Annotated in this window: 11 protein-coding genes; 2 read left to right on the top strand and 9 right to left on the bottom strand. The window is 61.1% G+C overall.

Annotated elements, in window-relative coordinates; translation table 11 throughout:
- The first annotated feature begins 1 nt into the window (after position 1).
- Complete coding sequence (locus GVK32_RS11995; protein ID WP_159865940.1) at positions 2–1,519, top strand: tripartite tricarboxylate transporter permease; 1,518 nt, start codon at positions 2–4, stop codon at positions 1,517–1,519.
- Here GVK32_RS11995 and menE read toward each other — a convergent pair.
- The 7 genes from menE to GVK32_RS11960 all read right to left on the bottom strand — a co-directional run bounded on the left by menE (position 1,516) and on the right by GVK32_RS11960 (position 9,124).
- Entirely contained in the window at positions 1,516–2,892 is a 1,377-nt protein-coding gene (gene menE / locus GVK32_RS11990; protein WP_159865937.1) for an o-succinylbenzoate--CoA ligase, read from the bottom strand. The genes GVK32_RS11995 and menE overlap by 4 nt on opposite strands.
- The gene (gene menC / locus GVK32_RS11985; protein WP_159865934.1) at positions 2,889–3,854 is read right to left on the bottom strand and encodes an o-succinylbenzoate synthase; all 966 of its coding nucleotides are present in this window, start codon (positions 3,852–3,854) and stop codon (positions 2,889–2,891) included. The genes menE and menC overlap by 4 nt, the downstream gene beginning before the upstream one ends.
- Positions 3,854–4,711 carry a 1,4-dihydroxy-2-naphthoyl-CoA synthase gene (gene menB, locus GVK32_RS11980; protein WP_041146549.1) on the bottom strand — a complete coding sequence of 286 codons (858 nt, stop codon included), beginning with the start codon at positions 4,709–4,711 and terminating at the stop codon, positions 3,854–3,856. Before menB ends, menC begins: the two co-directional genes overlap by 1 nt.
- 14 nt (positions 4,712–4,725) lie before the next feature.
- Positions 4,726–5,484, bottom strand: coding sequence for a 2-succinyl-6-hydroxy-2,4-cyclohexadiene-1-carboxylate synthase (gene menH / locus GVK32_RS11975; RefSeq protein WP_159865931.1), 759 nt, complete (start codon positions 5,482–5,484; stop codon positions 4,726–4,728).
- Positions 5,481–7,151, bottom strand: a complete 1,671-nt coding sequence (gene menD, locus GVK32_RS11970) for a 2-succinyl-5-enolpyruvyl-6-hydroxy-3-cyclohexene-1-carboxylic-acid synthase (RefSeq protein WP_159865928.1) — start codon at positions 7,149–7,151, stop codon at positions 5,481–5,483. The genes menH and menD overlap by 4 nt, the downstream gene beginning before the upstream one ends.
- Positions 7,152–7,227: 76 nt before the next feature.
- Positions 7,228–8,523, bottom strand: a complete 1,296-nt coding sequence (menF, locus tag GVK32_RS11965; protein ID WP_159865925.1) for an isochorismate synthase MenF — start codon at positions 8,521–8,523, stop codon at positions 7,228–7,230.
- A gap of 124 nt (positions 8,524–8,647) precedes the next feature.
- Entirely contained in the window at positions 8,648–9,124 is a 477-nt protein-coding gene (locus GVK32_RS11960) for a GNAT family N-acetyltransferase (protein WP_159865922.1), read from the bottom strand.
- Positions 9,125–9,280: 156 nt separating this feature from the next.
- Here GVK32_RS11960 and rnz point away from each other — a divergent pair, with 156 nt between their 5' ends.
- Positions 9,281–10,201: a ribonuclease Z gene (rnz, locus tag GVK32_RS11955; RefSeq protein WP_159865919.1), complete on the top strand. Its 921-nt coding sequence runs from the start codon at positions 9,281–9,283 to the stop codon at positions 10,199–10,201.
- Positions 10,202–10,280: 79 nt separating this feature from the next.
- Here rnz and nuoN read toward each other — a convergent pair whose 3' ends face one another.
- Together nuoN and nuoM are read right to left on the bottom strand one after the other, a co-directional pair.
- A complete protein-coding gene (gene nuoN / locus GVK32_RS11950; RefSeq protein WP_159865916.1) occupies positions 10,281–11,738 on the bottom strand; it encodes an NADH-quinone oxidoreductase subunit NuoN in 1,458 nt (485 codons plus the stop codon).
- A gap of 6 nt (positions 11,739–11,744) precedes the next feature.
- Positions 11,745–13,274, bottom strand: a complete 1,530-nt coding sequence (nuoM, locus tag GVK32_RS11945) for an NADH-quinone oxidoreductase subunit M (RefSeq protein WP_041146556.1) — start codon at positions 13,272–13,274, stop codon at positions 11,745–11,747.
- Positions 13,275–13,405 lie beyond the last annotated feature (131 nt).

The raw sequence follows: 13,405 nt of genomic DNA, 5'->3' as shown, positions 1-13,405 counted from the left end.
TATGGATACCTGGATTTATCTTTCGCAGGGCTTCGCCGTGGCGATGACGCCATCGAACCTGATGATTGCCCTGATTGGCTGCTTTGTGGGTACCATTGTCGGACTGCTGCCGGGGCTGGGGCCGATTAACGGCGTGGCGATCCTGCTGCCGCTGGCGTTTGCCCTGCATCTGCCCGCCGAGTCCGCCTTGATTCTGCTGGCAACGGTCTATATCGGCTGCGAGTACGGTGGCCGAATCTCCTCTATTTTGCTCAATGTTCCCGGTGATGCCGCCGCCATAATGACCGCCCTGGACGGTTACCCAATGGCGCAGCAGGGCCGTGGCGGCGTGGCGCTGTCGATTTCGGCGGTCAGCTCATTTGTTGGCTCATTAATCGCCATTGGCGGCATTATTCTCTTCGCTCCGATACTGGCTCAGTGGTCGCTGGCGTTTGGACCCGCGGAATATTTTGCCCTGATGGTCTTCGCCATTGCCTGCCTGGGCAGCATGATGGCAGAGAATCCGCTGAAATCCTTCCTCGCCGCGCTGATTGGTTTAGGCCTGGCGACGGTGGGCGTGGATGCCAACACCGGGGTTTACCGCTTCACCTTTGACAGCATCCACCTCTCCGATGGCGTGCAGTTTATTGTGGTGGTAATAGGGCTGTTTTCCGTGTCTGAAATTCTGCTGATGCTGGAAAGCACCAGCGGTGGCCAGACCCTGGTCCGCAAAACCGGGCGCATGCTGTTTAATGCCAGGGAGGCCGGTCAGTGCGTGGGCGCAACGCTGCGCTCGTCGGTGGTCGGTTTCTTTGTCGGGATTCTGCCCGGCGCCGGCGCGACGATAGCCAGCGCCATTACCTACATGACCGAGAAAAAACTCAGCGGCAACAGCGACAGCTTCGGCAAAGGCGATATCCGCGGCGTTGCCGCTCCAGAAGCGGCTAACAACGCCTCCGCCTGCGGCTCATTCATCCCGATGCTGACGCTGGGCGTACCCGGTTCCGGAACCACGGCGGTGATGATGGGGGCGCTGACGCTCTATAACATCACTCCGGGCCCGGCCATGTTCACCGAACAGCCGGATATCGTCTGGGGGCTGATCGCCGCGCTGCTTATCGCCAACGTTATGCTGCTGCTGATGAATATTCCGCTGATCGGTCTGTTCACCCGCATGCTGACGATCCCGCTGTGGTTCCTGGTACCGGCGATTGCCGCCGTCTCCGCCGTCGGCGTGTATGCCGTTCACAGCACCACCTTCGATTTACTGCTGATGGTCGGACTCGGCGTGCTCGGCTACATCCTGCGTAAAATGCACTTCCCGATGTCGCCGCTGATCTTAGGCTTCGTCCTCGGAGAGATGCTGGAGCAAAACCTGCGCCGCGCGCTCTCTATCAGCAACGGCGACCTGGCGATTTTATGGGGAAGCGGCGTCACCAAAACCTTACTGTTCCTTGCCATCGCGGTGATTATCGTTCCACCGCTGCTGCGCTTCCTGCGCAAAAAACGCCAGCATCATACCGAAGCAGATGTGGGCTAACTTGCGTCACGTAAGATGGCGTTGACCCATTCGCTTAAAGCCCGGCGGGAGATTTTAATCCCGCCGGTTTTCAACGTTTCAGGCAGCGCCAGCCAGCGTACCGGCTGCTGAAAGCGCGCCAGTTTATCCTCTACCCAGGCCGCTAAAGCCGCCATGTCGCACCGTTCATCGCCTTCAACCACCGCCACCGGACGCTGGCCAAACTCGGCATCATCCAACGGCACGATGAACGCCTGGCGGACCTGCGGATGCGCGATAATCACCCGCTCAACCTCTTCCGGCTGGATGCCTTCGCCGCCGCTGAAAAAGAGATTATCCAGACGCCCAAGGATCGTCAGCTTATCGCCGCGCAGTTCGCCGCGATCGCGCGTGGCAAACCAGCCCAGCTCGTTAACCAGCGGCACCAGCCCGCCGTCGCGCCAGTAGCCCGCCGCCATGCTGGCCCCGCGCAGCCAAACCTCGCCGTCGACAATTTTCAGCTCCCGCTGGGGCAACGGCTGTCCGACATCCGCCTCGCCGTCGGCCTCTTTGCCGCACACCGTCGAGGCAAATTCGGTCAGGCCATATCCGCACCAGCTGCGAATACCTTTCTCCCGGGCCTGCTCGGTCAGTTCGACGGGGATCGCCGCCCCGCCCAGAAGAACGGCCTTCAGCGAGACCTGCGTATCGCCGTTGAGCAGCCGCCACAGCTGGGTTGGCACCAGCGACGCATGGCTACAGCCCTGCAGGGCCTGTTCTAACGGCCGCTTTTCCCGCACCGTCAGACGCGATCCGGACAGCAGCCAGCGCCAGAGAATTCCCTGCCCCGAGACGTGAAACAGCGGCAGGGAAAGCAGCCAGTCATCGTCGGCGGCCAGCGGGATCATCGCCAGCACCCCTTGCGCGCTGGCAAGATGAGCGCGGAAAGTATGCACTGCGGCCTTCGGCAGCCCGGTAGAACCTGAGGTCAGCGTCATCGACGCCAGACGATCTTCGCTCCAGGCCAGGCTGCGTTCTCCGGCATCGGCGCGCATAGCCAGCGGCGAATAGCCGAGGACAGCATTATCCTCACCGCTAAGCGCCAGTAGATGGTGCATATCGAGGGACGGCAGCAGCTGCGCCAGCATTGCCGACGGCAGCTGCGGATTAAGCGGCAGCACCCTGGCACCGCACTGCAGCAGCGCCAGCCAGGCCAACAGCGCCGCCGGCTGGTTGTGGGCTCGCAGAATAACGCCATCGCCCTCACCTACGCCCTGAGCGACAAACCCTGCCGTCAGCGCGTCAACCTGTTCGCACAGCTGCTGCCAGGTCAGGCTATCGTCGTTCAGCCGCAGAGCAAACGCCTCGCCCCGTCGCTGACGCCAGTGGTGCCACGGCCAGTCGCGAAAGATCACAGCAGCGGCTCCAGCGTATCCGTTGACAGGCACGGCAGCGGGCTTTCAGGCCACGGGCGCACCAGTTGGGACTGCATCAGCGTCAGCGTATCGAGGCCCGGAACGGTCTGCGGCGTCAGCCAGGCCGCAATACGCGCCAGCTGCGTCAGCCCAAGGCTCGACTCAATCGAGGAGCTGATGACCGCCGTCAGCCCCAGAGCGTGGGCGGCGGCAACCTGCTCCTGCACTTTTTGCAGGCTACCGGTAAGGGTTGGCTTAATCACCACCGCCCCCACTCCCGCCTCGGCCTGCAGGCAAAAATCGGCTTCACGCAGGCTCTCATCCCAGGCAATGGTAATGCCGGTTTGTTGCGCAAAAGCGCGAGAATCAGCCTGAGTTTTGCACGGCTCCTCGAGGAAAGCGATGCGATCGCGATACTGCGGATCCACGTATTTTGCGAACTGCTGCGCTTTGAGCAGCGTCCAGGCACGGTTGGCGTCCAGACGCAGCCGCAGCTCAGGGATAGCCTCCAGCAGCAGATTCACAACCATGCCGTCGCGTACGGCCTCATACAGGCCCACTTTGACCTTGGCGACCTTCTCGCCCGGCATCGCTGCAAGCCTGGCAAACAGCTCGTCCGGATCGCCGGTGCACAGCGGCGCGGCGCGATAATCTGCCGCCTGCGGCAGCTGCTCATTCAGCTCGGCCAGCGCACAGCTGATCCCGAACGCCACGCAGGGCTGCGCAGGAAAAGGAAGATCCTGTCCCTGACGCCAGGCCATCACCCAGACCAGCAGCGCAGCCTGCGCCTCTTCCAGGGTTTCTTCGCTAAATCCCGGCAGAGGAGAAACCTCTCCCCAGCCTTCGCGCTCGCCCTCCTGGAGATGGACGAATAACCCGTCACGGGTTTTTAACCGCCGTTCGCGTAGAACCACGCCCGCGTCCATCGGTATCTGCCAGCGGTAAACCTGCGCCCGGCGCATTACGGATTCCGTTTAAATTTGCTGAAGTCCGGCTGACGTTTCTGATTAAATGCGTTGCGCCCTTCCTGACCCTCTTCAGTCATGTAGAACAGCATGGTGGCATTACCCGCCAGCTCCTGCAGACCCGCCTGACCATCGCAGTCGGCGTTCAGCGCAGCCTTCAGGCAGCGCAGAGCCATTGGGCTGTTTTGCAGCATTTCGCGACACCAGCGAACGGTCTCTTTTTCCAGATCGGCCAGCGGGACGACGGTGTTGACCAGCCCCATATCCAGCGCCTGCTGCGCATCATACTGGCGGCACAGGAACCAAATTTCACGCGCTTTTTTCTGGCCAACGATGCGGGCCATATAGGCTGCGCCCCAGCCGCCGTCGAAGGAGCCGACTTTCGGACCCGTCTGACCAAAGATGGCGTTTTCTGCCGCGATTGTCAGGTCGCACATCATATGCAGCACGTGGCCGCCGCCGATGGAGTAGCCGGCGACCATCGCGACGATCGGTTTCGGACAGGTGCGGATCTGACGCTGGAAATCGAGCACGTTCAGGTGATGCACGCCGGAATCGTCCTGATAGCCGCCGTAGTCGCCGCGCACCTTCTGGTCACCGCCGGCGCAGAACGCCAGGTCCCCTTCGCCGGTCAGGATAATGACGCCAATATTGTCGTCATAGCGGGCATCAGCCAGCGCCTGAATCATCTCTTTTACGGTCAGCGGACGGAATGCATTACGCACCTGTGGGCGGTTAATGGTGATTTTAGCAATACCGTCCGTCGATTTTTGGTAACGAATATCGGTATAGCCTTCGGAACAATCGTGCCATTCAACGGGGGCGTAGAGCATGGCTTCATCAAGAGAGATCATAGAATGTCCTTTAGTTAACTTGCTAAAAACTGCGCCAGGCAGGCGGTTACCGCGGCGGGATTTTCCCGATGCGCGTTGTGCCCGGCATGATGAATAACGTGTATCGTCGCGGCGAGATCGCTGGCTATCGCGCGGAATTTGTCATCGCGCGCGCCGCAAAGATAGTGAAAAGGAAAGCGGCAGGCATGCAGCGCCGGGCGCAGATCGGGCTGGACCGCCAGCGACGTCGCCTCCAGCATGGCGGCCAGATTGGCGCCATGGTTGCGGCTGCGGAGCGCGATTAAGTCCGCTCGCTGCTGCGCATCCAGCGAGGCGAAAACCGGCTGCCGGTACCAGTCTGCAAAAACCTGGGACAGCGGTTCGTGGCGAAAGCGTTCGGCCCAGGCCGCATCGCTGCGCCGACGCAGCAGGCGCTCGCTATCGTCAACAAGTCCCGGATGACCGCCCTCCACGACCAGCCCGCACAGACCGTCGCGCGGCTGGCTGGCAAAGGCCATCGCGATGCGGCCGCCGAGGGAGTAGCCAATCAGCCAGTAGTTAAGGATGCTGTAACTATCTAGCGTCTCCTGCAGCCGCCGGCAGACATCGGCAAAATCATCGACCTGAATATCGCGGGAACCGCCGTGGCCGGGCAGGTCGATATAGAGCCGCGAACGGGCGCTAAACGCCTCCCCGACCGGCTGCCATTCACGACTGTCGCCCGAAAAACCGTGTAAAAAAATCAGCCAGGGTTGATTGGCCTGGCCGCGTTCGCACTCGGCGTGCAAACTCATAGACGACTCACCTGTGCCAGCAGCTGCTGCAAAGTATGGGTGCCGTCGGTTTCGTTCACCGCCAGCTCAATCACCGTCGCGCCAGGGGTCCGCCACGCGCCGGACAGCGCCGTCTCCAGCTCGTCCCAGCTGCCGGGGCGGTGGTAGTCGAGATCGAACATCGCCGCGGCATGGCCGAAGTTGACATCCTGCGGCATTAAATAAAACTGGCGCCTTTCTTCCTGCGGCGTCGGCAGCAGAGAGAAGATCTGCCCGCCGTTATTGTTGACAATAATCAGCACCAGCGGCGCCGACGCATGGCGCAGCAGCGCCAGCGAATTCAGATCGTAGAGCGCAGAAAGATCGCCAACGATCGCCAGCAGAGGGCGGGCGCTGGCCCGCTGCACGCCGGCGGCGGTTGCCAGCAGGCCGTCAATGCCGCTGGCGCCGCGGTTGCTGTAGACCGGATATCCCGCCGGCAGCTGCGAGAGCGCGTCAATTAAGCGCACCACCAGGCTATTGCCCACGAACAGCTGTCCCTGATCCGGCAGATAGCGATGAATGCGGTGGGCCAGCTGGGCCTCGCCAAAGCGCTCGCTGCATTCGACCGTCGCCTGCCAGGCCTGCTCGGCAAGAACCGGCAGCGTCGTTGCCCAGGGCTGGCGTTTTTCCGCCGGATGCAGCTCAAGCCACTCCCCCACCGGGCAGACCAGACGGCGGCCGCGGTGCTGAGCCGGATCTAAACGGCCGGGTAAATTATCGACCAGCCAGTACTCCTCGGGCTCGCAGGTCGCCTGCCACTGCAGGAGGCGTTTTCCGGTCAGGCTGCTGCCCAGTTGAACGACGATTTGCGCCTGCTCCAGCTCGCTGACCGCTTTACCGTTACCCAGCCATAAATCGGCGCAGGGCAGCGGCTGCCCGGTTTGCGAAAGCACGTCGCCAATCAGCGGCCAGCCGAGCATTTTCGCCCACCCGGCGGCCTGTACTCCTTCGGCGGCGCTCATGCGCCCGGCAACCACCACACCGCGCTTTTGTCGCCAGAAAAACCAGTCGCGCTGCTTTTCGCTGCCGAGATGCAGCGACTGACGCAGCCAGGGCGTCTCGCTCTGCCACCAATCCCCGAGCTGCTGCTGCCAGCTCACGCCGGTATCGTCCATATCGCCATACAGCGGCTCGGCAAACGGACAGTTAATATGCACGCCGCCGGAATGCAGCGCGCCCAGCGCCTGGTCGATGGTTGAGACCAGCCAGCGCGCGGGAATATCCTGCGACGGACGCGGCAAAGAGAGGGTTTCGGACGGATGCGATGCGAACATGCCCGGCTGGCGGATAGCCTGGTTGGCGCCACAGTCGATCAGCTCCGGCGGCCGGTCGGCGGTAAGCAGAATCAGCTTTTCGCCGGTCAGCCCGGCTTCAATCAGCGCCGGATAGAGATTGGCCGTGGCGGTACCGGAGGTGACGATGACCGCCACCGGCTGCCGGCTGGCCTTCGCCAGCCCCAGCGCCAGGTGGCCAAGCCCGCGTTCGTCAAAATGAGTATGGGGAATCAATGCGCGGTTATCCGCGGCTGCCAGCGTTAAGGGCGTCGAGCGCGACCCCGGCGCAATGCAAATATGCTGCACACCGTGGCGGGTTAATGCTTCAAGGATCACCGCCGCCCAGCGTCGGTTAAATGCGCTTACTGACATGAAATTGTCCGATATCAAATATTGAGGCTAAGTATAGGTAATACAAAGTGATGGAGTATTGATATGCGTCGTTTATCTACATTTTTCTCAACAGCAACGAACGCAGCCCCGCCGCTTTATTTTCAATTTCCTGCCACTCTTGCTCAGGATCGGAACCGCTGACAATCCCGGCGCCGGCGTAAAGCCTGAGGGTGTCGTTCTCCACCTTCGCCGAGCGTAGCGCCACGCAGAATTCGCTTTGTGCCAGCGACAGATAGCCGGCGGAACCGGCGTACCATTCGCGGATAAAGGGTTCATTCTGAGTGATAAAGTCCAGCGCCGCCCGCCTGGGTAGCCCGGCGACCGCCGCCGTAGGCTGCAGCTGCTGCAGGCAGCGGGTATCGTCGGGTGCGTTTAGCACCGTCCAGATGCAGCGCCGCAGATGCTGTACGTTACGCAGGCGCACCACCTGCGGCGGCAGCACCTCCAGCATCGGCACTTCATCCTGCATACGCTGGCAAATATCCTCCACCACCAGCATGTTTTCCCGCTGGTTTTTATCGTCGTGCATTAGCCAGTCGGCCAGCGCCTGCGCCTGGCGATCGTCAGCATGGCCGGCGACGGTCCCCGCCAGCGCCTCGGTGCGCAGCAGCGTTCCGCGCCGACGCCACAGCCGCTCCGGCGTTGAGCCGAAAAACGCCTGCTGCGGGTTAAAGGCCATCAGGAAATGGAAGCAGTTAAAGTTGCTGCGGCGGCTGGCGGCCATAATCGACCAGGCATCTAAGGGAGCGGCGAACCGCAGGTCCGTGGCGCGTGCCAGGACGACTTTTTCCATCTCTGCGGCCGCAATGGCCCGGGTAGCCTGCAGGATAAGCTCACGCCAGCGCGGATATTCCGGGACGTGCCGTTCGCTGAGTAGCTCAGGTATCGCCGCGGGCCGCGCCTGCTCCGCCGTCAAGGAGTGCAGAAACTCGCGCGCCGCATGAGCATCTTCGCGCAGAGAAGCGTCGCTGCACAGCACCAGCCGCAGCGACGCCGCGCCCCCCACCCGACGCCACTCGAGCCGCGGCAGCACCAGCGCCCCGGCCTGCGGACTGAACGCATTCAGGCCGCAAATACGCAGGTCCCGATGCTGCTGATGCTGTAAAAAACGCTGCGCTTCGGCCAGCGAAGAGAACCTTTTCACCGCCCCGAGCGCGGCAAGCTCTTCGTCGCCGCTACGCTGCTGCCAGTAAAACTGCGGCCACTGAGGCTGATGCCCGCACCACAGCAGGGGATCGAACGCATCGTGGAGAGGAAACGAAACATCGAAAATTCGCGTGCCGGACGATGCGGGGAACTCATCGTTCAGACAGCCGCGTAAGCTTTCCAGCGCAGCGGAAACAGACAGCACGCAAACCTCCTCAGGATAAAAACCCCACATTATACGGGGTCCTGGCGAGAAATAGCAGTACCCACGATGAGGGAGTGGCCTTTGGCGGCCCGTCGCTCACTCAGGAAGTATAGATAGCCTGCGGCTACCTGGGCTGGAGCGGGTCCGCAGCGGCCTCGCGGGCCATGCCGATATGCGCGATCCCGTCTTCATCGTAAACGTCGGTCACCGCCTGGAAGCCGAAGCTGGCGTAGAAGGGCTGTAGATGTGCCTGAGCGCCGAGATAGATAGCCTTTTGCGGCCACAGGCGGGCGCAGCTGGCAAGCGCCTTCTCCATCAGCTGATAGCCGAGCTTCTCCCCTCGCACCGTCGGGCTGACGATAACCCGGCCAATAACCACCGGTTCGAAATCCTCTGCGCTTTTCAGGATCCGCGCATAGGCCACCAGCTCATCGCCGCGCCAGCCGAGAAGATGACGGTTTTCACCGATCAGGTCGTCGCCATCAACGTCCTGATAGGGACAGTTTTGCTCGACGACAAAGACTTCACAGCGCAGCTTTAGCAGCGCATAGAGCTGCGGGACGGTCAGCTCGCTGTGGTGGAGATCCTGCCATATCATCATCTATTATTCCTTTATTGAAGTGGGCCCTGCATTCATTCCGGCGGCATGAAGGCGGCAGGCGAGCGACTGACGGCAACAGGCTCAACCAACGCGCGCGCAACCTGAAGGATGACGGGTATACTCTGTTTTTGACTCACGCCCTAAGGACACAGGACGATGGAATTAACTTTTTTGGGGACATCCGCTGGCGTGCCGACCCGTACGCGTAATATGACGTCTATCGTGCTGAATTTGCAACAGCCAACGACGGCGGAGGTCTGGCTGTTCGACTGCGGAGAAGGCACCCAGCATCAGTTTCTGCATACCGCCCTGCACCCCGGCAAGCTGAATAAAATTTTTATTACCCATCTTCACGGCGACCATCTGTTTGGCCTCCCCGGCCTGCTGTGCAGCCGCTCGATGCAAGGCAACTCGCTGCCGCTGACCCTCTACGGGCCAAAAGGGCTGCGGGAGTTTGTCGAAGTGGCGCTGCGCCTCAGCGGCTCGTGGACCGATTATCCGCTGGATATTGTCGAAATTGGCCCCGGCCTTATCCTGGACGACGCCGGATATCGGGTCACGGCCTGGCCGCTAAACCATCCGGTGGAGTGCTACGGCTACCGCATTGAAGAGTACGATAAGCCCGGCCCCCTGGACGCGGCCCGTCTTATCGCCGACGGCGTTCCCTCCGGGCCGCTGTTTCAGCAGCTCAAACAGGGGCTGAGCGTCGAGCTTGCCGACGGGCGCATCGTTGACGGCCGGCGCTATCTTGGCCCGACGACGCCGGGGAAAAAGCTGGCCATCTTTGGCGATACGGCACCCTGTGCGGCGGCGCTTGAGCTGGCGCACGGCGTGGACGTCATGATTCATGAGACCACCCTGGAACAGGCGATGGCCGAGAAGGCGAACGCTCGCGGGCACTCCTCCAGCCAGCAGGCGGCGGCGCTGGCGCGCGATGCCGGGGTCGGCACCTTTATCGCCACCCATTTCAGCTCGCGCTACGATCTGCAGGGCTGTCAGCGCCTGCTGGCGGAGTGCCGGGAGATCTTCCCGCAGACCCTGCTGGCGGAGGATTTTATGGTCTATCCCATCCGCTAAGCGGGCTAGCCCGGCTTAACGACGCGCATAAAAAAACCGCCGATCGTAGACCGGCGGTTTTTTTGCAGCCGTAGCCGCTTTACATCAGCGGCGTTGCCAGCTGTACGATGCTAATCAGCGGCTGCGGCCAGACGCCGAGTACCAGCACCAGCAGAGCTGAGATCAGTACCACGATACCGCCGGCGCTGTACTGCCAGTTAGACGGCGCATCGCGGTTCAGTTTCTCCGGCGCGCTCAGATAGAGACTCACCGCGACGCGCAGGTAGTAGTAAAGACCAATCGCCGAACCCACCACCACGGCGCCAACCAGCCACCACAGGTGCGCGTGCACGCCGACCGCCAGCACGTAGAACTTACCGATGAAGCCCAGCGTCATCGGAATACCGGCCAGCGACAGCATCATTACCGTCATCACCGCAGACAGAATCGGACGGTGCCAGAACAGGCCGCGATAGGAGTACAGCGAGTCGGCATCCGGGCCGCGGTACGGGCTGGACATCAGGCTCACCACGCCGAAGGCGCCGAGGCTGCTGAACAGGTAGCCGGCCAGATAGACGCCGACGGCTTCCATCGACATTTCGCCGCTCTGCAGGGCGATCAGCGCCACCAGCAGATAGCCGAGATGCGAGATCGAGGAGTAGCCGAGCAGGCGCTTGATGTTGGTCTGGCTCAGCGCCATCAGGTTACCGAAGATGATGGACGCAAAGGCTATCAGACCCAGCACGATGCGCACCGCTTCGCTGTTGCCTACCGGCATATACAGGAACAGACGCATCACCACGCCGAAGATAGCAATCTTGCTGGCGGTGGCCAGGAAGGTTGATACCGGCGCCGGCGCGCCCTGATAAACGTCCGGCGTCCACAGGTGGAACGGCACCAGCGACAGCTTAAAGCCCAGACCCACGATCATCAGACCCAGACCCGCCAGCAGCAGCGGTTCATGCAGGGTGTTATCGGCCAGGTTCTTGCCCAGCGCCAGGAACGACAGGTTACCGGAGTTGGCATACACCAGCGCCATACCGAACAGCAGGAACGACGACGCTGCGGCAGACAAAATGGTGTATTTGATACTCGCTTCCAGCGACCGTTTCTGACGGAAGGCGTAGCCGACAAGACCGAACAGCGGCAGAGAAATCAATTCAATACCGAGGAACAGCGCCGCCAGATGGTTTGCACCCGCCAGCAGAATCCCACCCAGCGCGGCGATGAGCACCAGCAGGTAGAACTCTTCTTTGTTGTCCTTGTAACCCTCAAGCCACGGATAGGCAAAAGTACAGGTCGCCAGGCTCGCCAGCAACACCAGTCCGGTGTAGAGCATGGCGTAGCCGTCAACGCGGATCAGCGGCGTAACGTCCATCGCACCGTTCTGACCGACAAACCAAAGCGATATCAACGCGGCGTTAAGCCCGAGAACCGACAGCGTGGCATTAAGGAAATGATTGCGTCGCCACGCAATGGAGAGCATCACAACCACCACCGTCAAGCCGACGATCAGCAGCGGTAGCAGTGCGATCAGTTGTTGTGGAGTTATTGTCATGGCGAATTACGGCCTTGTAGTAGAAACAGAATTAACAAACCACTGCTGAATGTTGCTCATCGCAGCATGTGAGGTGTCCAGAATCGGCTGCGGGAAGAAGCCCAGCAGCACCAGCAGAACCACCAGCAGCAGAACAATCGACAGCTCGCGCAGCGACATTCCCGGCAGCTCTTTCGCCGCAATCTCGCTCTTCGCTTTACCGAAGTAGGCACGATGCAGCATCGCCAGCGAGTAGACGGAAGCGAACACCAGACCAAAGGTGGAGATCACGGTAATCACCGGCACCACTTTATAGCTGCCGAACAGGATCATGAACTCACCGACAAAGTTACCGGTACCCGGCATCCCGAGGGTCGCCACGGCGAAGAACATCGACAGCGCCGGCAGCCACTTAATTTTGCTCCACAGGCCGCCCATCTGACGCATATCACGCGTGTGCAGGCGCTCGTAGAGCTGGCCGCAAAGGATAAACAGACCGGCAGCGGAGAGGCCGTGCGCAATCATCTGAATCACCGCACCCTGATAGGCCAGCTGGCTGCCGGTATAGATGGCAATCAGCACGAAGCCCATATGAGAAACCGAGGTGTAGGCAATCAGGCGTTTGATATCGTACTGGCAGAAGGCCATCCACGCGCCGTAGAAAATACCGATGATGCCCAGCCACATAGCGATGGGCGCAAATTCGGCAGAGGCGTTCGGGAACAGCGGCAGCGCAAAACGCAGCAGACCGTAGGCCGCGGTTTTCAGCAGGATCCCCGCAAGGTCAACGGAACCGGCGGTCGGCGCCTGGGAGTGCGCGTCCGGCAGCCAGCCGTGCAGCGGTACCACCGGCATTTTCACCGCGAAGGCGATGAAGAAGCCCAGCATCAGCACGTATTCCACGCCGTGGGACATCGGCGTCTTCAGCAGATCTTCATAGTTGAAGGTCCACACGCCGGTGGCGTTGAAGTGCACGAACGCCAGCGCCAGGATGGCAATCAGCATCACCAGCCCACTCGCCTGGGTATAGATGAAGAACTTGGTGGCCGCCGTGATACGCGTTTTACCGTCGGAAGCCTTGTGGCCCCACAGCGCGATCAGGAAGTACATCGGCACCAGCATCATCTCCCAGAAGAAGAAGAACAGGAACATGTCGATGGCAAGGAACACGCCGATAACGCCGCCCAGGATCCACATCAGGTTGAGGTGGAAGAAGCCCTGATACTTTTCGATCTCGCGCCATGAACAGAGTACGGCCAGTACGCCGAGCAGGCCGGTCAGCACCACCATCAGCAGCGACAGACCGTCGATAGCCAGATGAATGCTAATACCGAAGCGAGGGATCCACGGCATGACAAATTCAGACTGCCATTGGGGGATACCCGCGGCCTGTGTCAGAGAATAGCCGCCCTGCAGCCACAGCTGCAGTGAGAGAACCAGCGTCAGTCCCATGGTAATCAGCGCAATCCAGCGCGGCATCTTCACGCCAAAGCGTTCGGTCTGCCAGCACAGGAACCCGCCGATAAAGGGGATTAGTATTAACCAGGGTAATAACATAGCTGAGTATGTCCCTTATATTTACTCCTGCTCAGGCTATCTCGCTCGCCAGCCCGAATTCCGGCAGTGCTCGCACTCCTCGCGCACTTTCGTACGCTGCGGTTGCTCTGCGCTGGCGGTCTCCGGTCTGA

This window comes from Klebsiella sp. 18074 (genome assembly GCF_902705905.1).
In the GTDB taxonomy this organism is placed as follows: domain Bacteria; phylum Pseudomonadota; class Gammaproteobacteria; order Enterobacterales; family Enterobacteriaceae; genus Klebsiella; species Klebsiella terrigena.
Note: the sequence above shows the minus strand (reverse complement) of the source record. Positions and strands in the feature narration are given on the sequence as shown.

Coding starts and splice junctions, on each gene's coding strand:
- menC (WP_159865934.1), bottom strand. CDS start 3,854: ATGCGCCGGGCGCAGGTTTACCGCTGGCAGATACCGATGGACGCGGGC.
- menB (WP_041146549.1), bottom strand. CDS start 4,711: ATGATCTCTCTTGATGAAGCCATGCTCTACGCCCCCGTTGAATGGCAC.
- rnz (WP_159865919.1), top strand. CDS start 9,281: ATGGAATTAACTTTTTTGGGGACATCCGCTGGCGTGCCGACCCGTACG.
- GVK32_RS11960 (WP_159865922.1), bottom strand. CDS start 9,124: ATGATGATATGGCAGGATCTCCACCACAGCGAGCTGACCGTCCCGCAG.
- nuoN (WP_159865916.1), bottom strand. CDS start 11,738: ATGACAATAACTCCACAACAACTGATCGCACTGCTACCGCTGCTGATC.
- GVK32_RS11995 (WP_159865940.1), top strand. CDS start 2: ATGGATACCTGGATTTATCTTTCGCAGGGCTTCGCCGTGGCGATGACG.
- menH (WP_159865931.1), bottom strand. CDS start 5,484: ATGAGTTTGCACGCCGAGTGCGAACGCGGCCAGGCCAATCAACCCTGG.
- nuoM (WP_041146556.1), bottom strand. CDS start 13,274: ATGTTATTACCCTGGTTAATACTAATCCCCTTTATCGGCGGGTTCCTG.
- menD (WP_159865928.1), bottom strand. CDS start 7,151: ATGTCAGTAAGCGCATTTAACCGACGCTGGGCGGCGGTGATCCTTGAA.